This is a genomic window from Nitratireductor sp., from assembly GCF_017794765.1.
GTDB lineage: Bacteria > Pseudomonadota > Alphaproteobacteria > Rhizobiales > Rhizobiaceae > Nitratireductor.
Genome location: NZ_CP051236.1, coordinates 3,315,628 through 3,338,192 on the forward strand (window position 1 = coordinate 3,315,628; position 22,565 = coordinate 3,338,192).

Annotated in this window: 18 protein-coding genes; 10 read left to right on the top strand and 8 right to left on the bottom strand. The window is 60.8% G+C overall.

The features are described from left to right. Window positions 1-617 precede the first annotated feature (617 nt). The 4 genes from HF949_RS15725 (at window position 618) to HF949_RS15740 (ending at window position 5,872) form a co-directional block, all read left to right on the top strand. Window positions 618-2,465: an ABC transporter ATP-binding protein gene (locus HF949_RS15725; RefSeq protein ID WP_292896827.1), complete on the top strand. Its 1,848-nt coding sequence runs from the start codon at window positions 618-620 to the stop codon at window positions 2,463-2,465. Further along, on the top strand, window positions 2,462-4,348 hold the full coding sequence (locus HF949_RS15730) for an ABC transporter ATP-binding protein (RefSeq protein ID WP_292896829.1): 1,887 nt from the start codon (window positions 2,462-2,464) through the stop codon (window positions 4,346-4,348). Before HF949_RS15725 ends, HF949_RS15730 begins: the two co-directional genes overlap by 4 nt. 328 nt (window positions 4,349-4,676) lie before the next feature. Continuing rightward, a complete protein-coding gene (locus HF949_RS15735) occupies window positions 4,677-5,567 on the top strand; it encodes a LysR substrate-binding domain-containing protein (RefSeq protein ID WP_292896831.1) in 891 nt (296 codons plus the stop codon). A gap of 119 nt (window positions 5,568-5,686) precedes the next feature. Next, a complete protein-coding gene (locus tag HF949_RS15740; RefSeq protein WP_223021259.1) occupies window positions 5,687-5,872 on the top strand; it encodes a DUF1059 domain-containing protein in 186 nt (61 codons plus the stop codon). Window positions 5,873-5,894: 22 nt separating this feature from the next. Here HF949_RS15740 and HF949_RS15745 read toward each other — a convergent pair whose 3' ends face one another. Genes HF949_RS15745 through HF949_RS15755 form a run of 3 tightly spaced genes read right to left on the bottom strand, consistent with a single transcriptional unit; the run spans window position 5,895 to window position 8,427 of the window. Next, complete coding sequence (locus HF949_RS15745; RefSeq protein ID WP_292896833.1) at window positions 5,895-7,163, bottom strand: CCA tRNA nucleotidyltransferase; 1,269 nt, start codon at window positions 7,161-7,163, stop codon at window positions 5,895-5,897. Beyond that, entirely contained in the window at window positions 7,163-7,795 is a 633-nt protein-coding gene (locus HF949_RS15750; protein ID WP_441338412.1) for a CoA pyrophosphatase, read from the bottom strand. Before HF949_RS15750 ends, HF949_RS15745 begins: the two co-directional genes overlap by 1 nt. 2 nt (window positions 7,796-7,797) lie before the next feature. Beyond that, complete coding sequence (locus HF949_RS15755; RefSeq protein WP_292900251.1) at window positions 7,798-8,427, bottom strand: DUF1285 domain-containing protein; 630 nt, start codon at window positions 8,425-8,427, stop codon at window positions 7,798-7,800. A 160-nt stretch (window positions 8,428-8,587) separates the two neighbouring features. Between HF949_RS15755 and HF949_RS15760 the strand changes: the two genes are divergently transcribed. From HF949_RS15760 to HF949_RS15775, 4 genes are read left to right on the top strand one after another with little or no spacing between them, the layout of a single operon-like run. Beyond that, the gene (locus tag HF949_RS15760) at window positions 8,588-9,610 is read left to right on the top strand and encodes an AAA family ATPase (RefSeq protein ID WP_292896837.1); all 1,023 of its coding nucleotides are present in this window, start codon (window positions 8,588-8,590) and stop codon (window positions 9,608-9,610) included. A gap of 28 nt (window positions 9,611-9,638) precedes the next feature. After that, window positions 9,639-10,556, top strand: a complete 918-nt coding sequence (locus HF949_RS15765; protein WP_292896839.1) for a DUF58 domain-containing protein — start codon at window positions 9,639-9,641, stop codon at window positions 10,554-10,556. After that, window positions 10,553-13,363: a DUF4159 domain-containing protein gene (locus tag HF949_RS15770; protein WP_292896841.1), complete on the top strand. Its 2,811-nt coding sequence runs from the start codon at window positions 10,553-10,555 to the stop codon at window positions 13,361-13,363. Before HF949_RS15765 ends, HF949_RS15770 begins: the two co-directional genes overlap by 4 nt. Before the next feature lies 1 nt (window position 13,364). Further along, a complete protein-coding gene (locus tag HF949_RS15775; RefSeq protein WP_292896843.1) occupies window positions 13,365-15,425 on the top strand; it encodes a hypothetical protein in 2,061 nt (686 codons plus the stop codon). Between the two features lie 330 nt (window positions 15,426-15,755). Here HF949_RS15775 and HF949_RS15780 read toward each other — a convergent pair whose 3' ends face one another. Continuing rightward, window positions 15,756-16,265, bottom strand: coding sequence for a GNAT family N-acetyltransferase (locus tag HF949_RS15780; protein ID WP_292896845.1), 510 nt, complete (start codon window positions 16,263-16,265; stop codon window positions 15,756-15,758). Between the two features lie 275 nt (window positions 16,266-16,540). Here HF949_RS15780 and HF949_RS15785 point away from each other — a divergent pair, with 275 nt between their 5' ends. Then, window positions 16,541-17,530: a glutathione S-transferase family protein gene (locus HF949_RS15785; RefSeq protein ID WP_292896847.1), complete on the top strand. Its 990-nt coding sequence runs from the start codon at window positions 16,541-16,543 to the stop codon at window positions 17,528-17,530. Between the two features lie 124 nt (window positions 17,531-17,654). On the opposite strand, the gene HF949_RS15790 is transcribed toward HF949_RS15785, so the two are convergent. Further along, the gene (locus HF949_RS15790) at window positions 17,655-18,140 is read right to left on the bottom strand and encodes an NUDIX domain-containing protein (RefSeq protein WP_292900253.1); all 486 of its coding nucleotides are present in this window, start codon (window positions 18,138-18,140) and stop codon (window positions 17,655-17,657) included. Between the two features lie 63 nt (window positions 18,141-18,203). Between HF949_RS15790 and HF949_RS15795 the strand changes: the two genes are divergently transcribed. After that, a complete protein-coding gene (locus tag HF949_RS15795) occupies window positions 18,204-19,127 on the top strand; it encodes a metallophosphoesterase family protein (protein WP_292896849.1) in 924 nt (307 codons plus the stop codon). 129 nt (window positions 19,128-19,256) lie between these two features. Here the strand turns inward: HF949_RS15795 and HF949_RS15800 are convergent, their stop codons facing one another. The 3 genes from HF949_RS15800 to leuA all read right to left on the bottom strand — a co-directional run bounded on the left by HF949_RS15800 (window position 19,257) and on the right by leuA (window position 22,432). After that, window positions 19,257-19,868, bottom strand: a complete 612-nt coding sequence (locus HF949_RS15800; protein WP_292896851.1) for a hypothetical protein — start codon at window positions 19,866-19,868, stop codon at window positions 19,257-19,259. 138 nt (window positions 19,869-20,006) lie between these two features. Next, on the bottom strand, window positions 20,007-20,771 hold the full coding sequence (locus tag HF949_RS15805) for an alpha/beta fold hydrolase (protein ID WP_292896853.1): 765 nt from the start codon (window positions 20,769-20,771) through the stop codon (window positions 20,007-20,009). Beyond that, window positions 20,768-22,432: a 2-isopropylmalate synthase gene (gene leuA / locus HF949_RS15810; RefSeq protein ID WP_441338413.1), complete on the bottom strand. Its 1,665-nt coding sequence runs from the start codon at window positions 22,430-22,432 to the stop codon at window positions 20,768-20,770. The genes HF949_RS15805 and leuA overlap by 4 nt, the downstream gene beginning before the upstream one ends. Between the last annotated feature and the right edge of the window lie 133 nt (window positions 22,433-22,565).

Sequence of the window (22,565 nt, forward strand, 5' to 3'; positions counted from 1 at the left end):
GTCAACGAAAACCGCTGGAGGCGGCAATGGACATTACGATGCGTACCTCCTTCGCCGGCCTGCGCCCGTGGAATACGGCGCCGCACCAGGCCTGACGGCGGGTTTCGTTCTTCAGCTTTTTCAGAACAGGTAAAGCAGCAAGCGAGCGAATCCGCCGACCGTTTCTTCCGGTTGACACAATGGATTTGCATCATGACTGCACGCTTTCAAAAAGGGGGCATCGCGCCCCGCACGAACAATATCGCGAAAACCGATCCGGCCGTCTCCGCACTCAAGCGCGGAAACGACACCGCTCCTGTCACCTCTCTTTCAGGAGCGTTCAAGGCCGCTCTCGGCAAGCCCGCGGTTCCGCCGCATAATAAGGCCCTTGAAAAGGGCAGTATCGGGCACCCCCCTCCGCTAAGTGCGGGTCCCTTGACCGGGTCGGGCAAGACGCGAACGAACGGCCCTGCGGCATCCGTGCCGCGCAAGGGCCACAGATAGCCGAGCAACCGGCAGTCATCGCTTTTCCGCCAGCCGCCGCCCGCGGAAAAGCTTTTTGAACACAGACAACTACCCCGCAAACGTGATTCAACACATCACGTTTGCGGGATCCAGAATGAAAGACGCCTGAGACGATGTTTCAATGGTTCGAACAAAGGCTTGAGCCTTTTCCAGACGAAGAACCGCAGGAGCCACCCCGCACCTTCTTCGCCTTCTGTCTGCATTTCACGAAGGGGGCATGGCCCTATGTCCTGCTGGGAACATTTCTTGTGGCAGCCATCGCCCTGGCGGAGGTCTGGATGTTCGCCTTTCTGGGAGACATCGTCGACTGGCTGTCGGACCGAGAGCCGGCCACATTCCTCGACGAGGAAGGGGTACGTCTCCTCGGCATGGCAGGCTTCATCCTTTTTATCCTGCCCGGGCTGATCCTGCTTGCTGGCCTCAACAACCATCAGATTCTGATGGGCAACTACCCCATGAGAATCCGCTGGCAGGTGCATCGCTATCTGCTCAAGCAGTCGATGAGCTTCTATCAGGACGAATTCGCCGGTCGGATCGCAACCAAGCTCATGCAGACCGCGCTTGCGGTGCGCGAATGCGTGGTGAAGACCTTCGACGTGTTCAATTATGTCGTGATCTATTTCGTCGGCATTCTGTTCCTGACAGCCTCTGCCGACTGGCGACTGTCGCTCCCGATCCTGTTCTGGCTCGCCGGCTATATTGCCCTGATGGCTTACTTCATTCCGCGCCTTGGCAAGGTCGCCGAAAAGCAAGCCGATGCACGCTCCATCATGACAGGGCGTGTGGTGGACAGCTACACGAACATCCAGACGGTGAAGCTTTTCTCGCATGCGCAGCGCGAGGCCGGCTTTGCGCGTGAAGGGATGAACGGGTTCCTGCAGACCGTCTATTCCCAGTTCCGCTACGTCACGGGTCTCTATGGCCTTCTCTACTTCCTGAACTCGGCCTGCCTTGTCGCGGTGGGCTATCTGTCGATCACACTATGGGTCGGCGGGGAAATAACGGTCGGCGCGGTGGCGGTGGCCATCGGTCTGGTTCTGAGACTCTGGAACATGTCGCAATGGATCATGTGGGAGCTGACGGGTCTGTTCGAGAATGTAGGCACCGTGCAGGATGGCATCGGCTCAATTTCGCTGCCCCGATTGGTGGACGACAAGCCCGACGCGAAAGCTCTTTCCGTACCGAAAGGCCGGATCGAGTTCGATCGGATCGGCTTTCATTATGGCAAGAAGGGCGGCGTGATCGAAGATCTCTCCCTGACGGTAAAGCCAGGCGAGAAGGTCGGTCTGGTCGGCCGTTCGGGTGCTGGCAAGTCTACACTCGTCAACCTGCTGTTGCGGTTTTATGACCTGGAACGAGGCCGCATACTGATCGACGGGCAGGACATTGCCACGGTTACACAGGATACACTGAGAGCCGAGATCGGTATGGTGACGCAGGACACATCCCTGCTGCACCGCTCCGTGCGCGACAACATACTCTACGGTCGACCCGACGCCACTGAAGAGATGATGCTGGAGGCGGCTCGCCGTGCCGAAGCGATGGGCTTCATCGACGGGCTGAGCGACCCGAAAGGCCGCAGGGGCTTCGACGCGCATGTGGGTGAGCGGGGCGTAAAACTGTCCGGTGGCCAACGCCAGCGCATTGCCATCGCCCGCGTCATGCTGAAGGATGCACCGATCCTCATTCTCGACGAGGCGACATCGGCGCTCGATTCGGAAGTCGAGGCGGCGATCCAGGAAAACCTCTATCGACTTATGGAGGGAAAAACGGTGATCGCCATTGCGCACCGGCTTTCAACCATCGCCGCGATGGACCGCCTTGTTGTCATGGACAAGGGCCGCATTGTCGAGGAAGGGACACATGACGAACTGGTGGCTGCGGGCGGGCTCTATGCGAGCCTGTGGCAACGTCAGTCCGGCGGGTTCCTCGATCTGGAAGTGAGTGAGGCTGCGGAATGAACGAAGACGAGAAAAGCAGAGAACCGCCCAGATCGGAAAGCCTCTGGCGTAGTGTCGAAGGGGTCATCGACCCCTTCGGCGACACCGGGCGCTCCGTGCTGCCGGTGAAGGCGCATGAGTTCATCCTGTTTTTTGCGAGCCAGGCCAAATGGCCGTTTATCCTGCTTCTGATCGCCGGCGGACTGATGGGCGCCGTCGATGCCGGGCTCTACTGGGCGCTGGGCTGGCTGATCGATCTTCTGGATTCGGCTTCGCCGCAGACACTGATCGCCGACCACTGGGGTAAACTCGCGGCCTTTCTTGCCCTGCTCCTTGTGATCCGCGCGGTGGTGATCATCGGCAACACGATCCTAGAGGAACAGGTGATAGCGCCCGCCTTTTACCAGCGTGTCCGCTGGCAGGCGTTCCGCCGGGTCATCGAACAGCCCTATGAGTTCTATCAAAACGACTTCGCCGGCCGCATCGCGACCAAGATCCTGCAGGGTGGCGAGGCCACCGGCGATTTCATCATCGATGTTCTGCAGACCATGTGGAGCTTCCTCACCTTCGTGGTGCTGGCCGCTTCCATTCTGACCGTGCTCGACCCGTTCATGGGGCTGGTGGTCCTGCTTTGGCTCGTGGCCTATATGGCGGTTGCCCGCTACCTGCTGCCCCCGCTCCGGCGGGCTGGCCGCCGCACCGCAGACCAGCGCTCCATCCTGAACGGGCGCATGGTGGACGCGTTTACAAACATCCTCGCGGTGAAACTGTTCGATAGTGGCCAGCGCGAACACTCCTATGTGCGCGAGGGCATGGCGCATTTCCTGAATGCGGTGCAAAAACTGACGCGCGCCATCACTCGTGTGCGCGTGACCGTGGCCATCGTCAACGGCTTCATGATGGCGGCGATCTTCGTTCTTGCCATCTCCCGCTGGATGGACAGCGCCATCACCACCGGTGAGATCGCTGCAGCGATGGGCCTTGTTTTCCGGCTCAACCAGATGTCGGGCTGGATGATGTTCAACATCAACGGGTTGATCCGCAACTATGCGACCGTCCAGGATTCCACCACGGTGGTTTCGGTAGAGCCGGCAATCCGCGATGCTGACAATGCCAGAGAGATGGAGCGTGCGAAGGGGGACATCCGTTTCGACAACGTCACGTTCAACTATGGCAAGGAAAGCGGCATCATCGAAGGGCTCGACCTGCATATCAAGCCGGGTGAGCGGGTCGCGTTGGTCGGGCCTTCGGGCGCCGGCAAGACCACCATCGTGAACCTGATGCTCCGGCTCTTCGAGGCTGAACATGGAAAGATCCTGCTCGACGGGCAGGACATCACCGAGGTCACGCAGGCATCGCTGCGCAACCAGTTCGGCGTGGTGAGCCAGGAGCCGATGCTGATGCACCGCTCGATCCGCGAAAACATCGCCTATGGCCGGGGCAAAGCCAGCGAAGAGGATATCATTGCCGCGGCGAAGCGTGCTTCGGCCCACGAGTTCATTCTCAATGTTTCGGACCCGAAAGGTCGCACCGGCTATGACGCAGTGGTGGGCGAGCGCGGCGTCAAGCTCTCCGGCGGTCAGCGCCAGCGCATCGCGATTGCCCGCATGATGCTGAAGAACGCGCCTATCCTCATCCTTGACGAAGCGACTTCGGCGCTCGATTCCGAGATCGAAGCCGTGATCCAGGAAAATCTCGAGCGGCTGATGGAGCACAAGACGGTGATCGCGGTGGCACACCGACTTTCAACCATCGCCGCGCTCGACCGGATCATCGTGCTTGATCAGGGACGTATCGTGGAGGAAGGCTCCCATGAGACGCTGGTGGAACTGAACGGGCTTTACGCCCAACTCTGGAAACGCCAGTCAGGGGGCTTTCTGGGCGAGCGGATGGCCGCCGAATAGCCTCGTCGACACATGCAGTCGCAGGCGTGGAGGACCGGGCGAACCCGGCCTTTCCTGCGCTACCGATCCTGTTCATCGGCAGGTCCGCCAGCTCCTCCATCGACATCCGACGCAAAACCGGATGAGCCAACGGGTCGTGCTGCCATTCGGCTTCCGCCAGTGCTTTGCGAGCCAGCCGGTAACGGGCTCTGAAAGCCTGAACTTTTATCCAGAAAAACTGTATCATTGCATTCCCTTTCTCGAGGAATGGCGTTTTCAACAGCCAAGATCCATGCGGATGCACTGATTTTCAATGGAGATTGCCTATCGGATGCTTTAGAAAAACTGCATGAAACATCTGCCAAGAGTTCACCTGAACGGACTCCGCGCCGTGGAAGCGGTCGGCCGCGGCGGCTCATTGAGTGCTGCCGCAGAAGAGCTGGGCGTGTCCGTCGGCGCCGTCAGCCAGCAGGTGCTCAAGACCGAAGCACAGCTCGGGGCAGCGATTTTCGAGCGGACAGGACGCGGCATACGCCCGACTGCGCTCGGACGGCAGTTCATTGAGCGCCTGGGCATAGGATTTCAGGCACTGGATTCGGCGGTGGCGTTGACGCGGCATGACACGGACTCGGTGTTGACGATTTCGGTCGCTCCGGTCTTTGCCGCCAAATGGCTGGTGCCGCGGCTTGCACGCTATGCAAGAGCACACCCGGAAACCAAGCTCCGGCTTGAAGCCTCCATCGGTCTGGTGCATCTCGACAGTACTGACATAGACCTTGCGATCCGTGTCGGCGAGGGGAACTGGCCGGATGTGCGCGCAGAATATCTTCTTCCGCAGGAAGTGTTTCCTGTCTGTGCCCCTGCGATCGCCGAGCACCTTAAAACACCGGAAGACGTCCTGACCGCCCCCATAATCCGCGATGCCAACTCCAACATCGAATGGGATGTGTGGCTGAAACCGCTGGGCCTCGACGAACGGGATCTGGCTGAAGGCGATACGTTTACCGACGCAGCACTCTGCCTTGATGCGGCTATTGCCGGACAGGGCGTGATGCTCGCATGGCACACGCTTGCCCATGATGCCCTGCGCGGCGGTCAACTCGTCGCCCCCTTCCGCGAGCGCGCGAAGACACGCTTCAGCTATTGGCTGATCACTTCGCAAAACCGGCCGGAGCCTACAAAGGTGCGCGGTTTCAAGACCTGGCTACGAAGCGAGATTACGCAGATGCTGGCGGAGTAACCGTTGCGTTTACGGTAAAATCTGCCGGTCCGATCACGGTTTTTTCCATCGGCAACCTCTTGCCGCATTCCGTGTTATAGTTCATGGCACGCATAAACTGAGAACAGGAGGATCGTCTCATGAAGGAATTTCATTGCGGCTCGCTCGTTCCAGGCTGCGACTGGCATACGCGCCATGAAGAAGAGGCGGAAGTCATTCGCCGTGCAGCCGAGCACATGCGCGAAGCTCACGGCGAAACCGTGATCCGCGAAAGCATGGTGGAAGCCATTCGCTCACGCATCGGCGAGGCGCGCAACGCGGCCTGACCACCCATGCAAGCCGGAGAGATCATCCGGCGGAAGAGATGATTGAGGCGGCGCGCTCGAGCAGCGCGTCGCGTTTCAATGAAAAGTCGGAGTCGACCCAGTCCTCCTCCAGCCGCGCGAGGGTGTCCCCGACTGACTTTCCCTTTTCAAGTCCAAGGTTTGCCAGATCGGTCCCATTGATCGGGAAAGCCGGCTTTTGCCATGCCTCGGCAAGCTTCATGAGGCGGGTATACCCCGCTGCTTCCGTCAAGGCCATGTCGTCTTGCGAGGCTCGCGCGCGTGCGCTCACCAAAGCCAGTTTCAGACGCCACAAAAAGCCTTCCCCCTCGGCTCGGTATGCAAGTTTTCTGAATCCGCTTTCGCTCAGATCAGCTGGCGCAACCGGTGCACTCGCCCAGCCAGAAAGTGCTTTTTTCTCCGCATTGGACAGGCGCAAACGCTTCCCCAGTTCTGAAATGCGGGGACCATCGGGCGGAATGATTGCGGCAAGCCTCAGCAATGGCTCGGGCTTCCAGCCCAGTGTCTGCTCTGTCTCGATCAGCGGAGCTATCGTATCGATGCCCCATTTTTCCGATTCCGGAAGAACTTTCGTCAAAACGCCTGTCTGGCGCATCCACAGGAGGGCGCGTGAGGGATCCGGTGCCGAGAGAAGTTTTTTCAACTCCGCCCAGACACGTTCGGCCGACAACCGCTCCAGCCCGTCGCGATGGCGTGCACAGGCCTTGAGCCCCGCCGCATCGGGGCGCCCCCGCCCATACCAGGCGAAGAAGCGGAAAAACCGCAGTATGCGCAGATAATCCTCGGCAATCCGCGTATTGGCATCGCCGATGAACCGCAGGGTCTGGCTTTCGAGATCCCGCAAGCCGCCCACCAGATCGACGATCTCGCCATCCGCGCGGGCATAAAGCGCGTTGATGGTGAAGTCACGCCGTTCGGCATCGCTGCGCCAGTCGCGACCGAAAGTGACGTTCGCATGCCGGCCATCGGTCTCCACATCGGCGCGCAGCGTGGTGACTTCGTAGGCCCGGCCTTCAGCGATCACCGTGACAGTACCATGTTCGATGCCGGTCGGTGCGGTACGGAAACCGGCGCCGCGCGCCCGGCGCACCGTCTCGTCCGGCTCCGTGGTGGTGGCAATGTCGATATCGGTCACGGACTGGCCAAGCAGCGTGTTGCGCACTGCCCCGCCAACGACACGCGCCTCATCTCCCTCCGTAGAAAGTGCAGCAAGAAGCGCCTGGAGTTTTTTGTCGGACAGCCATTCCGAATCTGAAATCAACCGCTTGTCCATCAAGCATAAAGTCTTTCGTAAAGAGTGCGAATGATCCCCGCAGTAACACCCCATATGAAGCGCTCGCCGAAGGGCATGGTATAGTAGAACCTTTCCTTTTCCTGCCACAGACGACTTTCGCGCCGATGATTGGCGGGATCCATCAGGAAGGCCAGCGGCACCTCGAAAGCTGCATCCACCTCGTCGGGGTTGATGCGCAAATCGAAGCCCGGTTGAACGATGCCCAGAACCGGTGCGATGCGGTATCCGCTTCCGGTAGAATAGTCGGGCATGCGCCCGACCACATCGACCGCGTCGGGAAGAAGGCCGATCTCCTCATCCGCCTCGCGCAATGCCGCGGCCTCCGGCGAGGCATCCTCCGGATCGATACGCCCACCGGGAAACGCTATCTGGCCCGAGTGATTGCGCAGTGCCTGGGTACGCTGGGTCAGAATGACCGACGCGCCATCCGCATGGTCCACCACGGGAATAAGAACCGCTGCATCGCGCAGACCGGGTCGCACGATCATTTCACGCAAATCCGGGTTCAGTGTGTGGTCGCCGTAATCTTCCCCCCCGGCGGGCCCCTGCTGGAGTGCCGCGCGCCGGCGAAACTCTTCGGCCGAGTAAAGGGGCGTGGAGGCGCTTGCCATGGTCATTGCGACAGCCTGTGCAACGCGTCGGCGGGCATGACGGGAAACACCGCGCCGCGCGAGCGGATCGCAAACATAAGACACCCGCCGATCTCGACCTCCTCGCCCGCCTCCACCAGATCATACATGACAGAGCGCGCCACAAGAGCTTCAAGCCTTCCGCGCACATGCAGATAGGGCTTCAATCCGCCTGTTTCCGGCTGATCCACAAAGCGCAATTCGTGCTCGGGACCGGCTTCAACCACATCACCGACATTTGTGCGGAAGGTAAGCGCTTGTGCTTCCCCCTCCCCCGTCACGACCATCTCCACTGCAAGAAACGGAGCATCTTCAACGCGAATGCCGACCTTTTCCACCGGAGTTACGAGATAGGTTTTTCCATCCTCATCCTTGCGCAGAACGGAAGAGAAAAGCTGAACCAGCGCCGGGCGTCCGATCGGTGTTCCCATGTAGAACCAGGTACCATCGGCGCGAATCTCCATATCGAGATCGCCGCAAAACTCGGGGTTCCAGCGCTCCACCGGCGGCACGCCCTTGTCGGAACGGGCGGCGCGAGCGATCATAGCTTCCAGACTGGCAGTGTCAGAAGCTCCGGCGAGGCCTGATGTGGTCTTGCTCGTTTTCTTGTTCATGGTCACGAAATAGTCACTGTTGTTTCGCTTGTCAGCCTTGTTGAGTGTTTTAAATTTGCCAAAGGGACGTGAAGGCACGAATCGCTCCAGACACGTGCCGGTGTGATCCGTTCCTGCTGCCCACTAGTCGCGCGGGGCTTTCAATGAGGATCAAGACGGCATGAGCATTGTTTCCAAAAACGAACTCCCCGGCAAAAAGCCCATGAGCGACAAGGAAATGGTCGCAGAAGCCGAGCGCGCGCTGGCGGATATCGCCAAGGTGCGCGATGGCGTCGGGCAGGTAATCTTCGGGCAGGAAGCGGTGGTGGAGCGCACGCTGGTGGCAATCCTCGCCGGCGGCCATGCACTGCTCGTCGGTGTGCCCGGACTGGCCAAGACAAAGCTGGTGGAGACGCTCGGCGTTGTGCTCGGTCTCGATGCACGACGCATCCAGTTCACACCGGACCTGATGCCCTCCGACATTCTGGGTTCGGAAGTGATGGAGCAGGATGAGAAGGGCAAGCGCTCCTTCCGCTTTCTGCCCGGTCCCATCTTTTCACAGCTTCTGATGGCCGATGAAATCAACCGCGCCAGCCCGCGCACCCAATCCGCGCTCCTTCAGTCGATGCAGGAATATCACGTGACCGTGGCCGGCCACCGACACGACCTTCCCTCACCCTTCCATGTGCTCGCAACCCAAAACCCGCTGGAGCAGGAAGGCACCTATCCTTTGCCGGAAGCACAGCTCGATCGCTTTCTGATGCAGGTGGACATTCTCTATCCCGAACTCGACGCCGAGCGGCGCATCCTTCTCGAAACCACGGGCACGGATGAAGCTGAGGCAAAGAACGCGCTTTCGCCGGAACGGCTGAAGGAAATCCAGATGCTGATCCGCCGTATGCCCGTGCCCGAGAGCGTGGTCGATGCGATTCTCCAACTGGTGCGCACGGCGAGACCTGGCGTCGGCAACCCCGACACTGACCGCCATGTGGCCTGGGGCCCCGGCCCTCGCGCCAGCCAGGCACTGACACTCTGTGCCCGTGCCCGGGCGCTCTATGACGGCAGGCTCGCCCCCTCCGTGGACGACGTGCGGGCGCTGGCCGAACCTGTGCTTCAACATCGGATGGCATTGACCTTCGCGGCCCGGGCGGAAGGCATGACCGTGCGCGACGTGATCCGGCGCCTCGTGAAGGCGCTCGACTGATGGACCCCGCGCTCCAGATAGGATCCTGATGGCGAAGATCGGCGAAGTTTCCACACCGGTCGCATCGAGCGATGCGCTGGTTCGCGCGCGTGCGCGGGCCGCGCTGATGCCTGACCTGCTTGTGGATGCAAAGCGCGTCGCCAACAATGTGATCGCCGGCTGGCACGGACGACGCAAACGCGGAATAGGCGAGAATTTCTGGCAGTTCCGTCCCTATGTGGAGGGCGAAGCGTTTTCACGCATCGACTGGCGGCGCTCCGCGCGCGACGACCATCTTTATGTGAGGGACCGCGAATGGGAGGCGGCCCACACGGTGTGGCTCTGGGCCGACCCATCGCCTTCCATGCTCTACAAATCCTCGCTCGCGCCAACGCCCAAGGAAGCGCGGGCGCTGGTGCTGACCTTTGCACTTGCAGAACTCTTGTCGCGAAGCGGCGAGCGGATCGCATGGCCTGGCGTCACCGACCCGTTTTCCGCCCGCAATGGTGCAGAACGGCTGGCGGCCCAGCTCATGCATACCCCCGACCTGCCGGCCCGGCCCGACCTTCTGCAGATCCGTCGCTTCTCCGACGTGGTTCTGGTGAGCGACTTTCTCGATCCGGTGGAAGAAACCATCGCCTGGCTCGACCAACTGGCGAGCCGTGGCGCACGTGCCCACCTGATTGAAATTGCCGATCCGGCCGAAGAGAGCTTCCCCTACAGCGGCCGCACCGAATTCGCCGACCCTGAAACGGGCGAAAAGCTGACGGCAGGCCGCGCCGAAACACTGGCAGACGAGTACCGCAGGCTGTATCTCGCCCGGCGCGAGGAACTGACTTTCTGGTGCAAACGGCTCGGCTGGAGCTACACGGTGCATCACACCGACCGGCCTGCCGCTGAGGCGCTGGTCAATGTTCACAACGGCATGAGTGCCGATGCCGGGTTCGGTTTGGAGGGAAGCTTGTGAACTGGCTTTCTCTCTCCTTCGCGCAACCATTTCTGCTATGGGGCCTGATCGCCCTGCCGGTAATCTGGTGGCTTTTGCGGCTCACACCGCCACGACCGCAAACGGAAACCTTTCCGCCGCTGAAAATTTTGGCACGGGTGGTGAAACGCGAGGAAACGCCGCACAAGAGCCCGTGGTGGCTGACATTGCTCAGGCTGATGCTGGCTGCGCTGGTAATTCTCGCTTTGGCCGACCCGGTCCTGAACCCCCGCGACAAAGCGGCGGGCGGAGGCTCGGCACTCGCCATCGTGCTCGACAATGGTTGGGCTGTGGCTCCTGAATGGGATGAACGTGTGGCCACAGCCACACGCCTGATCGAGGATGCACGCGCCAATGAGCAGCCAGTCGTTCTGGCGCTGACGGCGGAAGAACAGAACCAGGAAATCGGCCCGTTTGATGCCGATACGGCTCTGGAGCGGTTGAACGCCGCGCAGCCGCGACCCGTACCGGGCAACCGGCCGTCCATCTATGGCCGGGTGGCTGGTGCGCTTGAGGATCTTCCGGGCGCCGCTGTTGCTGTTCTCACTGACGGTCTGGCCATGAGTGGAGATGAAGCCGCCTTCGGCGAGCTTTTCTCCAGTAGCCCAACTGAGATCTTGTGGGCACAGCCCGAACGGCTTGACCTGCTGGCGGCGACGGATACGCAAAACACGGCGCAGGCCTTCGAGATCACGGCAACGCGCGCGCAAAACGATACCGGTCCGCGTCAGGCTGTTGCCTATGCGAATGACGAGAGAGGCCGGCGCATCGCCGAAACGACAATCACGTTCGGCGCAGGCGAAACCCGGGCTGTTGGTTCCATGCGCCTGCCCTTTGAACTGCGGAACGATTTCGTCTCTGTGGGGATCGAGGGGCAAAATCAGGCCGCCGGACTGCGGGTTCTGGATGAAAACAGCAAACGACGGCGCATCGGCCTTATTTCACAGAGCGAGGCGGATCAGGCGCAGCCGCTGCTTTCGCCGCTCTACTATATCGAGCGCGCGCTCGCGCCATTTGCCGACCTTCTGGAGCCTTCCAGCGCCGAGCTGACGGAAGCGCTGCCGGAGCTGCTGGAACAGAACCCGGCGGTCATTATTATGGCCGATGTGGGAACGTTGCCGGCGGCCCCAAGACAGGCCCTGATCGACTGGGTGAACGGTGGTGGCACGCTGGTGCGCTTTGCCGGGCCCAGGCTCGCTGCAGCCGACAATGACGAGGATCTGTTGCCCGTTCGGCTCAGGCTGGGCGAACGGTCGCTCGGCGGCGCGCTCTCCTGGACCGAGCCACAGCCCGTTGCGGAGTTTCCGGGCAATGGCCCCTTTTCCGACCTGGCACCGCCGCGCGACGTGACGGTGAACCGTCAGGTCCTGGCCGAACCCTCACCCGATATCGTGGAACGCAGCTGGGCCAACCTGGCCGACGGCACGCCGCTGGTGACCGGCGTCTCGCGCGGCGAAGGCCAGATCGTGCTCTTTCACGTGACGCCGGAAGCCACCTGGTCGAACCTGCCGATCTCGGGCAGTTTCGTGGAAATGTTGCGCCGGATCGTCCAGATGTCGCGCAATCAGGGTGCGTTCAACACTGCAGGTGCCGAAGGCGGGCGCGCACTCGCACCCTATCGCCTGATTTCGGCGGAAGGGCGCCTCGTGCCGCCCTCCGGCGAAGCCGAGCCTCTTGCGGCAGGCACAAGCGCCGTGACGCTTAAACATCCTCCCGGCCTCTATGGCAGCGAGGAAGGTGTTGTGGCGCACAATCTGCTCGCACCCGATGTCGAGCTCTCCCCGATTGAACGGCCTGAGGCTCCTGCACCGATGACGACGATCTCTTATGGCCTCGACGAGCAGCAGCCGCTGAAGGGACCGCTCTTTGCAGCCGCCCTTGCACTGCTAGCACTCGATACGCTGGCTGTTCTCTGGCTCGGGGGGCGGCTACGCCGCAGACCGCGACTGGCCAAGGGCGCCACCACCGCACTGGCGATGGCTCTGGCGCTTGCAATGATGACACCGGAGACAGTCCGGGCGCAGGACGAGCGGGCAGGCGAGGCAGACGCCGTCGAAGCGATTTCACAAACGCGCATCGCCTATGTGATCACCGGGCTTTCCTCGCTCGATGCAACGAGCCGCGCCGGTCTTCAGGGGCTGTCAACCTTCCTTGCAGCCAAGACTGCGCTGGAGCCCGGGGAACCCGCAGGCGTCGACATCGCCACTGATGAGCTTTCCTTCTACCCGTTGATCTACTGGCCCATTGACCCGGACGCACCGATGCCCGGCGAAGAGGCGATCGCCCGCATAGACGCTTATATGCAGTCTGGCGGAACGGTATTGTTCGACACCCGCGACCAGTATTCAAGCGGGTTCGGCTCGGATGCCGTGACACCCGCCACACAGCGTCTGCGCGATATCCTTTCCGGCCTCAACGTGCCACCGCTGGAGCCGGTGCCCGAAGACCATGTGCTGACAAAGTCCTTCTTCATACTGCCGGAGTTTCCGGGCCGCTATCGCGGCAGCCCGCTCTGGGTGGAAGCTTCGCTCGACTCCTCCACCCGCTCCGACCGTCCCGTTCGGGTGGGTGACGGAGTGACGCCGATCATGATCACCGGCAACGACCTTGCAGGTGCCTGGGCGCTGGACGCCAGCGGCGAGCCGCTATTGCCGACCGTGCCCAACGACCCGCTGCAGCGCCTTTACGCCTACCGCGCCGGCGTTAACATCATGATGTACATGCTCACCGGCAACTACAAATCGGATCAGGTTCATGTGCCGGTCCTTCTGGAACGGTTGGGGCAGTAGCATGAATTGGTCACTCAACTTCGAGCCCTTTTTCCCATGGCCTGTTCTGGCAGTCCTGCTCATTCCCGTTGCGCTTCTGGCTCTCTTCGGGCTGTGGACACGGCAGCGCGGAGCGTGGCTCAGGCTGGCTGCCCTGGCCGCATTGGGTGCGGCACTGGCCAATCCCGTGCTTCTCGATGAAGAGCGCGAGCCACTCAAAAGCGTGGTCGCCCTTGTGGTCGACGAAAGCCAGAGCCAGACCACGATCGACGGCCGCAGCGAAACGACCGATGCAGCCGCCACAGAACTGGAAGCACGGCTTGCCCGTTTCAAGGAATTCGAAACACGCGTCGTGCGCACCGGTCGCACCTCCTCGGCCAGCGAGAATGCACAGACGCATCTTTTCCAGGCACTCGACGGCGCCCTGCGCGACGTGCCGCCCTCCCGCGTGGGCGGCGCAGTGCTGATCACCGACGGCCAGGTGCATGATATCCCCGAAAATGCAGCGGCAATCGGCGCGCCGATCCATGGCCTGATCACCGGCGAGGCCGACGAGATGGACCGCCGCATCCGCTTCGAACGCGCGCCGCGTTTCGGCATTGTCGGCAAACCTCTGGAGATGACCTATCGCGTTATTGCCACCGGCGACCAGCGCGGGCCGGTGGATGTACGCGTGATCATAAATGGTGAGGAGCTCTTCATCGAAGAGGCCATGATCGACCGCGAGACACTGCTCGAAATCGACGTGCCGAATGCTGGCCGCAATATCATCGAACTGGCGATCGACCCGGTCGAGGGCGAACTGACGGATGTGAACAACCGCGCGGTCGCGCTGGTCGACGGCATTCGCGAAAACCTGCGCGTTCTACTCGTTTCCGGCGAACCGCATTCGGGCGAGCGCACCTGGCGCAACCTTTTGAAATCCGACGCTTCAGTGGACCTTGTTCACTTCACCATCCTGCGCCCGCCGGAGAAGCAGGATGGAACACCCATCAACGAGCTCTCGCTGATTGCCTTTCCCACGCGCGAACTTTTCGTCGAGAAGATCGACGATTTCGACCTGATCATCTTCGACCGTTATCAGCATCGTGATGTGCTGCCGATCCTCTACTACGACTACATTGCCGAGTACGTGGAAAACGGCGGCGCGCTGCTGATCGCCGCTGGCCCGGAGTTCGCCGGCAACCAGTCCATCGCCCGAACGCCGCTGATCGCTGCCCTTCCCGGCCTGCCGACTGGCGATGTGGTCGAGCAGGGATTTTACCCCCGGTTGACGGAGACCGGTGAACGGCATCCCGTGACGCGCGGCCTTGAAGGAGCAGCATCCGAGCCGCCAGCATGGAGCCGTTGGTTCCGCCTGATCGGAATTGATCGACCGGACGGCCAGGTGGTGATGCAGGGTGCCAACGAACAGCCACTACTCATTCTGAACCGCAAGGGCGAGGGCCGCGTCGGCATGTTCCTGTCGGATCAGGGGTGGCTGTGGGCGCGAGGATTCGAGGGTGGCGGCCCTCATGTGGCGCTCTATCGCCGAATTGCCCACTGGCTGATGAAGGAACCGGAACTCGAAGAAGAGCGCCTCTCGGCAGCCGGGCGCGGCATGCGACTCGAAATTACACGCCAGACCATGGAAGAGAGCGCCCCGCCTGTTGAAATCACCACGCCTTCCGGCAACACCTTAGCCGCCGAGCTCGGCCCCGCCGGGCCGGGCCGTTTCTCCACGAGCCTGGAAGCCGATGAGATAGGCATTTACAGCATCGCCAATGGCGATCTGACAACGCTCGCTCATGTCGGACCGGTCAATGCGCCAGAGTTCGGCGACATGGTCTCTACAGAAGAGAAACTTGCGCCTGCTGCCGATGAGACCGACGGATCCGTGCGACGAATTGCTGATGGAGACCTCCCCAACATTGTTCCGGTGCGTCGCAGCGGAACCGCTTCGGGCAATGACTGGATCGGATTCAGAACCACAGATGACAGCATTCTGAAGGCCGTGCGCCGGGTGCCCGTCTTCACGGGGCTTCTGGCACTCGCGTTGCTGCTGTTTGCCTTCGGGGCCATGTGGTATCGTGAAGGGCGCTGAGCGCAAGTCAGCACCCAACCCGGATTCAGCAATTGTAGGTCACAGGCTCGCCGGCGCTGTTCCGCGTTTCGCAAAGGCGCTCTTTTCCCGGATAGCCACCCTTCACATAGGGTGATGGAGTGGCGGTTCCGGTCAGTGCACCCGGCCCGCGTTGATCCAACTCGTAGGGTTCAGGGGACAGGCATCCAGTCAAAGTTATAGAGATGAGTGAGAATATTATGAAATAACGCATTTATTCTTCTCTGTACAAATTTCCACAATAACAAATATAATCAAAAATCACCTATCAATAGGCGATCTTTATTTCACAATTATTGCAGAAAGTCGAGATTATCTTGCGAGCGCGGCGTGGGTAACGTCACCCTTCAGCGTCGCCACCGCTCCTTTTTTTAATTCGACAGCCAACAGGCGTTCGGCATCGACGGGGCGGGGCATGGAAAGCTGGCCGTGGGGGATTTTCTCAAAGCCGAGCGGTCCATAATAAGGGGCATCGCCAACGAGCACGACAGAGCCCGCTCCCGCGTTGCGCGCGGCATCAACCGCGATTGCCACCAGCTTCCGGCCAATGCCTATGCTTTTGAAGGCAGGCCGCACTGCAAGCGGACCAAGCAGGAGTGCCCGCCCTTCGCCTGCTGCGACCCATGTCATACGGACCGACGCTATGACACAGCCCTGATGAACGGCCACGAAGGACAGTGCTCGGTCATGCGGCCCGCCTTCGCGAATCTTGTAGGCAGCCCGCGTAAAACGGCCCGGACCAAAGGCTTCTTCGTTGATATGTTCGATTTCAGCGTCGTGGGCCGGATCTTCCGGCAGGTAGTGAATGTCGGCAGAAGACATGATCAATTATTCCGGTGGTCTACGAAAGGTGGAGACGGCCACAGGCGCGCCTGCCCCATGCCAGGGGCCTTCAGTCCTTTCGTCGTCGCTCCACCAGAAACCGGATCATTGCCGTACATTTTCCTCGCTGAATGGAATTTCCGCTACCAGCATTTTCCCGGCTCGTCCACCGCAACTTTGCCGCAGAACCGAAATTGTTGACGCAGCGTTCACGCTCGGGACGGTTGGGTTTGTTCGGTCGATGCCCTACATCCAGCGAAACAAAGGAGTTTTGAATGGGTCTGCTCGTAGAAGGTGTCTGGCACGACAAGTGGTATGACACGTCAAAGACCGGCGGCCGCTTCGAGCGGTCCAAGTCGCAGTTCCGGGATTTCGTGACAAAGGACGGCGCGCCCTCAGAAGGACGCGAACGCGGCTTCAAGGCCGAACCCGGGCGCTATCATCTTTACGTTTCACTAGCCTGCCCCTGGGCGCATCGCACATTGATATTGCGCAAGCTCAAGAAACTGGAGCATGTGATTTCCGTATCGGTGGTTCATCACTTCATGGGCGGGAATGGCTGGACATTTCTGAAAGAAGACGGCGCCACGGGCGACGACCTCCATGGATTCGACTTCCTGCACCAGATATACACCAAGGCTGATCCTGCCTATTCGGGCCGCGTGACCGTTCCGGTGCTCTGGGACAAAAAGACCGAGACGATCGTCTCGAACGAGTCCGCAGAAATTATCCGCATGTTGAACGACGCATTTGACGAGTGGGGTGACGCGACACTGGATCTTTATCCGGAAGGGCTGCGCAGCGAGATCGACAGCATCAACGAACTTGTATACGACAACATCAACAATGGTGTGTACAAGGCAGGCTTTGCGACCACACAGGAAGCCTATGAAGAGGCATTCAACGCACTCTTCGGCGCTCTTGATACCGTGGAAGAGCGCCTTTCACGCCAGCGCTACCTTGCCGGCGACCGGCTGACTGAAGCCGACTGGCGGCTCTTCACCACACTGGTGCGGTTCGATCCGGTCTATGTCGGTCATTTCAAATGCAATCTGCGCCGCATCGCCGACTACCCGCAGCTTTCCAACTATTTGCGCGAGCTTTACCAGGTGCCAGGCGTCGCAGAGACCGTCGACATGCTGCACATTAAGGCGCACTACTATGGCAGTCACGGCACGATCAACCCCACAGGGATTGTGCCATTGGGACCAGAGCTCGACCTGACTGCACCACACAATCGTGCACGGTTGGCGCGTGCGGCCTGAAGTTCTTTCGCATCAAAGAAAAGAGTGGCGCCGCCAGCCCCCTTCTATCGGCTCTCGGTGAGAAGGGGGCTGGCGGGCCCGGCGGCGTTCCTGTTTCACCGAAGATCGAAGCAGCATTGGGCCCTTACCACTCGTCCGAGACGGGCGCATTCTCAAATATTTCAGCGATGCGGCGGCGGGTGCCATCGCTCGTCCCGTCAGGCAAGGCGTCGAGCGGGAAAAAACGGGCCTCGGCAATCTCACGGTTGGGCACATGCGGGTGGGTCTGGCGAAAACGCTTGATCAGGTAGACCGCAACATGATCGCGATTACTGGCCATGCGATTGAAATGAAATGATTGCAGCACCGGTCGCTGGAGAAGCTCGATATTGCCTTCCTCGGCCAACTCTCGCGATAGGGCGGCTTCAGTGCTCTCACCCGGCTCCACACCGCCACCGGGGAAATGCCAGCCTTTGACGTAGGTATGGCGCACCAGAAAAACCGCGTGGTTTTGCTGATCGTAGACGACACCGCGCATGCCCAGCGTCATGGGACGGCTCCAGCGCAACCAGAAATGAAAAAGGCGGGCATTGAACGGCGGCCAGGGACGCTGTGGAGGAGTTGCGTTCATATCGTTCATATGTTGCATCCTACGGGGTGGTCAGGGCGTTTTGCCTGTTCTACACACGGAAGCATGTTTCGCCTTGCCCATTTTTCGGACATTCATCTGGGGCCTCTCCCCGCCATAAGCTATCGCGAGCTCGCTTCCAAGCGCATCACCGGTTACATCAACTGGCGGCGCAACCGCATGCTCAATCTCGACCATGGGCTGATCGACCGCATCACCGACGACATGCTGGCCGCAGAGCCCGATCACATCGCGCTTACCGGCGACCTCGTCAACCTCGCCCTCGACAAGGAGATCGAAATGGCGCGGCTTTGGCTGGAGAGCCTTGGGCCGGCTGACAAGGTTTCTGTCGTACCAGGCAATCACGACGCCTATGTGCCCGGCGCGCTGGCGCGGTGCTGCAAGGCTTGGGCGGCCTACATGACAGGAGATAATGGCAAAGCGCCAAAAGGAAAAGGCGGCTTCCCCTATGTGCGTGTACGCGACAGGATCGCTATCATCGGCGTCTCCTCGGCACGCGCCACGGCACCCTTTCTCGCGAGTGGACATTTCTCCAGGGCGCAGGCCAAACGACTTGCCAAGATGCTGGATGCCACCGGGGAAGCAGGGCTTTTTCGGGTCATCATGATTCACCACCCTCCGGTGCGCGGGGCGACCCACGCAGCCAAGCGGCTCTACGGCATCAAGCGGTTCCAGAAGCTGATCCGCAAACATGGGGCAGAGCTTGTGCTGCACGGTCATACACACAAGCCCACGGTTCATCGCATCGATGGCCCGGACGGGCTGTCTGTACCCGTTGTGGGTGTTGCCGCTGCCGGACAGGCCCATGGCAGCGCAAAACCGCCCGCCCACTACAATCTCTTCGAAATCGACGGAGCGCCGGGTACATGGAAAATCCGCTTCTCCCGACGCGGCCTCACCGATGCAAACGGCACGATCGGCGAGGTCTCCGGCGCTCTTCTTACCGGAGATGAGAGACCGGCAAACTGAGCCCCATCCGGACGCATCCCGCACCTTCAAAAGCCATCCGTAGCGATCAAACCAGAACCGTTGCGGCGACCACGCGCAATCGGCCCGTTCAACCCCGGGCTCGACTGGTAAACGGGCGAAAACTGCTGGTCAGAAACGGGACAACAGCGTTTCCAGCTCGGGAAAACGATCCCACATGGCAACGGCAACGGTGACGACCCCGACGACGCCACCCAGGAGCACAAGCCCGAGGCCGCCGAAAAAACTGCGCCATGCATTCCTGGAGGCCGCGATGGGTACAACTTCTACTTCTGTCTCGTCGCGGCGCGGAAACACCTCAACATCACCATCAACCGCACGCTGGCGTTCGACCATGCGTTCTGCAATGTAGCGCGTGACCTGATCGGCCACCGGCGCGATCTCCGTGCTTTCTGCCAAAACCACCCGACCGAGACGAGTGTCGCGCAGGAAACGGTAGGTCCGGCGATCCCGTCCCATCGCCACGTGGGCGACGGCATCGATCCACAGCCTCGGCTGTTCCCCCGAGGAAATAACAAAGTCGAACGAGGGATCATCCGCTGGCACGTCGGCGAAAACCGGCTGAAGTTCCTGAGCCAGAAGCTCGAGCCGGGTACGAACCGCCTCGCGCATTTCCACAACCACGTCCGCGCGATCCGCAGCTGCGTTTTTCATCTCGCGCACTGCATCGGAAAGGCTGCGCACGTTGGTAACCGAAGCTGCGGATTGACCAGCCTCACTCATGGGCAGGACTCCTGACGAAACTTAGCGTTAACCCATCGTTAACATGGCTAAAACAGAAAATCATCACGTTTTGTTCCGCCTGCCCATGCGACGTGCAGAGCGATGCGATCAACGCCGGAGTGCAAACGTCCTTCCTCTTCAGGCGTCACACAAGCTCTCAGCGATGATCGCGGCCACTGCTTCAGGCCTCTCCTCCGGCAGCATGTGACCGGCCCCGTCCAGGCGGTGAAGTCTGAAGCTCTCTGGCGCCGCACTCGCCTGACGGAGCGGAAGCACGGCATCGAGCGAACCCCATGCGAGATGGACCGGCATGGTGAGGGCCTCAAGCATACTGGCTGGAAAAGCGCCCTGTTCGCCGTGGCGAACAATCATCGCTGCCATCTCGACAAGCTTCTGGCGCTGCCCGGCCACTGCGTTCAGCGCGATGGCTTCGGCGACACTCTCGGACGAGACGGTGCAATGCGGTCCGAACATGCCCTGCACGGCGATTGCAATCTCGTTATCGTTGCTGGCTTGTGCGCGCGCCATCATCAGGTCGCCGGCGATCTCCCGCCCAAAGCCGCCCGGTGCGACCAGCGCCAGGGAAGCAACGGCGTGCGGGGCAAGATGGGCAGCAAGAACCGCGACCGCTCCGCCGAATGAATGGCCGGCCATGTGGCAGCGCGCGATACCGCGCATTTCCAGATCATCAATGACAGCACGCGCGGTAGCCTTTGCCCTGCCCGCCCCTGGAAGATTGAGCGAGCTTGCATGGCCGGGAAGGTCATAGGCAATGACGCGCAGACCCGAAGGAAGCGCTCGGCGCACGCTCTCCCAGACCCGGTGGCTGCCGGCAAAGCCATGCAGCAGGACGAGGGTACGGTTGCCCTCGCCCGTAACGTCCGCAAAAAGGGTGCCCGTCAACCGACGATCCGGTTGGCCGCCGACACCACAGCCTCAAGCGACGCCGTGACGATATTGGTGTTGACGCCAGCACCGAAGAGTTTGCCGTCGGGATGCTGGACTTCCATATAGCAGATGGCGGCTGCGTTGGAGCCCTGCTGCATGGAATGCTCCGAATAATCGACCACCGACATCGCGACGCCCAGGTGCTTGGACAGAGCGTCGATAAAACCGTCGACGGGGCCTGTACCCACACCCTTGATCACGGTCTCCGCGCCCTTGTCCATGATCGTCGCCTCGACGATGCGCTGGCCCTTCACGCTGGTATCGGGAAACGTCTGGTGATCGACGAATTTGAGGCGCGCGCCGGGCTGGTCGACATAGAGCTCCATGAAGCGCTCGTAGATCTGTTTCGCGGGCAGTTCCCTGCCCTCTCGGTCGGTGATCTCCTGTATGTCCTCACGGAATTCCACCTGCAGATTGCGTGGCAGGTTGAGGCCGTAATCGGCCTGCATGACATAGGCGATACCGCCCTTGCCCGACTGGGAATTGATGCGAATGATCGCCTCGTAGGAGCGGCCCACATCCTGCGGGTCAATGGGCAGATAAGGCACTTCCCAGAGCGGCTTGTTGGCCGTCTTGATGGCCTTCATGCCCTTGTTGATCGCATCCTGATGGGAGCCGGAGAAAGCGGTATAGACCAGTTCGCCCACATAGGGGTGCCGCTCCGGGATGACGAGCTGGTTGCAGTATTCGTAGACATCCTTCATGCGGTTGATGTCGGTGCAGTCCAGTTCCGGATCGAGCCCCTGCGTGTACATGTTGAGCGCCAGAGTGACCACATCGACATTGCCGGTGCGCTCGCCATTGCCGAACAGCGTGCCCTCGACACGGTCGGCGCCGGCCATCAGGCCAAGCTCGGTGGCGGCGATGCCGGTTCCACGGTCATTATGCGGATGCAGTGAGATGATCAGGTTTTCGCGCTGATCGAGGTTGCGGCACATCCATTCGATCTGATCGGCATAGATGTTGGGCGTGGACATCTCGACAGTGGACGGCAGATTGATGATCAGCTTGTTGTCCGGCGTGGGCCTGATGATCTCGATGACCGCATTGCAGATATCGAGCGCAACATCGAGCTCGGTGCCGGTGAAGCTCTCGGGAGAATATTCGAACCGATAGCCGCCGCCGGCCTTCGCGGCCATGTCCATGACCATCTTGGCGGCATCGGTGGCAATCTGTTTGATGCCGGCGACATCCTTGCCGAACACAACGCGGCGCTGCAACTCGCTGGTGGAATTGTAGAAGTGGACGATCGGACGGTTCGCACCGTCCAGCGCCTCGAAGGTGCGGGTGATCAGTTCCGGACGGCACTGAACCAGAACCTGCAGCGACACATCGTCAGGCACCCCGCCCTCTTCGATGCACCAGCGGGCGAAATCGAAATCCGTCTGCGAAGCGGAGGGGAACCCGATCTCGATCTCCTTGAAACCCATATCCAGAAGGAGTTTGAACATGCGCGCCTTGCGCTCATGTCCCATCGGGTCAATCAACGCCTGATTGCCGTCACGCAGGTCGACCGAGCACCAGATCGGCGCCTTCTCGATACGCTTTGAGGGCCATGTGCGATCCGCGATATCGATCTGTGGATAGGGCTGATACTTGATCGAGGCGTCCGGCATGCCTTTACGGCCCTGCGCGGTGTTTTCTCGCTGTACTCGGTTCTCTGCCATGTCAGTCATCGTGTTCTGCGCGTCCATTCCATTTTCTCCCGGCACCGGTTGCGTGCGCTTCGCACGGCGGGCCTGTCAACAG

What these genes read in the sequence shown, in the direction of transcription:
- HF949_RS15725 (WP_292896827.1), top strand. Translation starts at nt 618, where the DNA reads ATGTTTCAATGGTTCGAACAAAGGCTTGAGCCTTTTCCAGACGAAGAA.
- HF949_RS15730 (WP_292896829.1), top strand. Translation starts at nt 2,462, where the DNA reads ATGAACGAAGACGAGAAAAGCAGAGAACCGCCCAGATCGGAAAGCCTC.
- HF949_RS15735 (WP_292896831.1), top strand. Translation starts at nt 4,677, where the DNA reads ATGAAACATCTGCCAAGAGTTCACCTGAACGGACTCCGCGCCGTGGAA.
- HF949_RS15740 (WP_223021259.1), top strand. Translation starts at nt 5,687, where the DNA reads ATGAAGGAATTTCATTGCGGCTCGCTCGTTCCAGGCTGCGACTGGCAT.
- HF949_RS15745 (WP_292896833.1), bottom strand. Translation starts at nt 7,163, where the DNA reads ATGGACAAGCGGTTGATTTCAGATTCGGAATGGCTGTCCGACAAAAAA.
- HF949_RS15750 (WP_441338412.1), bottom strand. Translation starts at nt 7,795, where the DNA reads ATGGCAAGCGCCTCCACGCCCCTTTACTCGGCCGAAGAGTTTCGCCGG.
- HF949_RS15755 (WP_292900251.1), bottom strand. Translation starts at nt 8,427, where the DNA reads ATGAACAAGAAAACGAGCAAGACCACATCAGGCCTCGCCGGAGCTTCT.
- HF949_RS15760 (WP_292896837.1), top strand. Translation starts at nt 8,588, where the DNA reads ATGAGCATTGTTTCCAAAAACGAACTCCCCGGCAAAAAGCCCATGAGC.
- HF949_RS15765 (WP_292896839.1), top strand. Translation starts at nt 9,639, where the DNA reads ATGGCGAAGATCGGCGAAGTTTCCACACCGGTCGCATCGAGCGATGCG.
- HF949_RS15775 (WP_292896843.1), top strand. Translation starts at nt 13,365, where the DNA reads ATGAATTGGTCACTCAACTTCGAGCCCTTTTTCCCATGGCCTGTTCTG.
- HF949_RS15780 (WP_292896845.1), bottom strand. Translation starts at nt 16,265, where the DNA reads ATGTCTTCTGCCGACATTCACTACCTGCCGGAAGATCCGGCCCACGAC.
- HF949_RS15785 (WP_292896847.1), top strand. Translation starts at nt 16,541, where the DNA reads ATGGGTCTGCTCGTAGAAGGTGTCTGGCACGACAAGTGGTATGACACG.
- HF949_RS15790 (WP_292900253.1), bottom strand. Translation starts at nt 18,140, where the DNA reads ATGAACGCAACTCCTCCACAGCGTCCCTGGCCGCCGTTCAATGCCCGC.
- HF949_RS15795 (WP_292896849.1), top strand. Translation starts at nt 18,204, where the DNA reads ATGTTTCGCCTTGCCCATTTTTCGGACATTCATCTGGGGCCTCTCCCC.
- HF949_RS15800 (WP_292896851.1), bottom strand. Translation starts at nt 19,868, where the DNA reads ATGAGTGAGGCTGGTCAATCCGCAGCTTCGGTTACCAACGTGCGCAGC.
- leuA (WP_441338413.1), bottom strand. Translation starts at nt 22,432, where the DNA reads ATGCCGGACGCCTCGATCAAGTATCAGCCCTATCCACAGATCGATATC.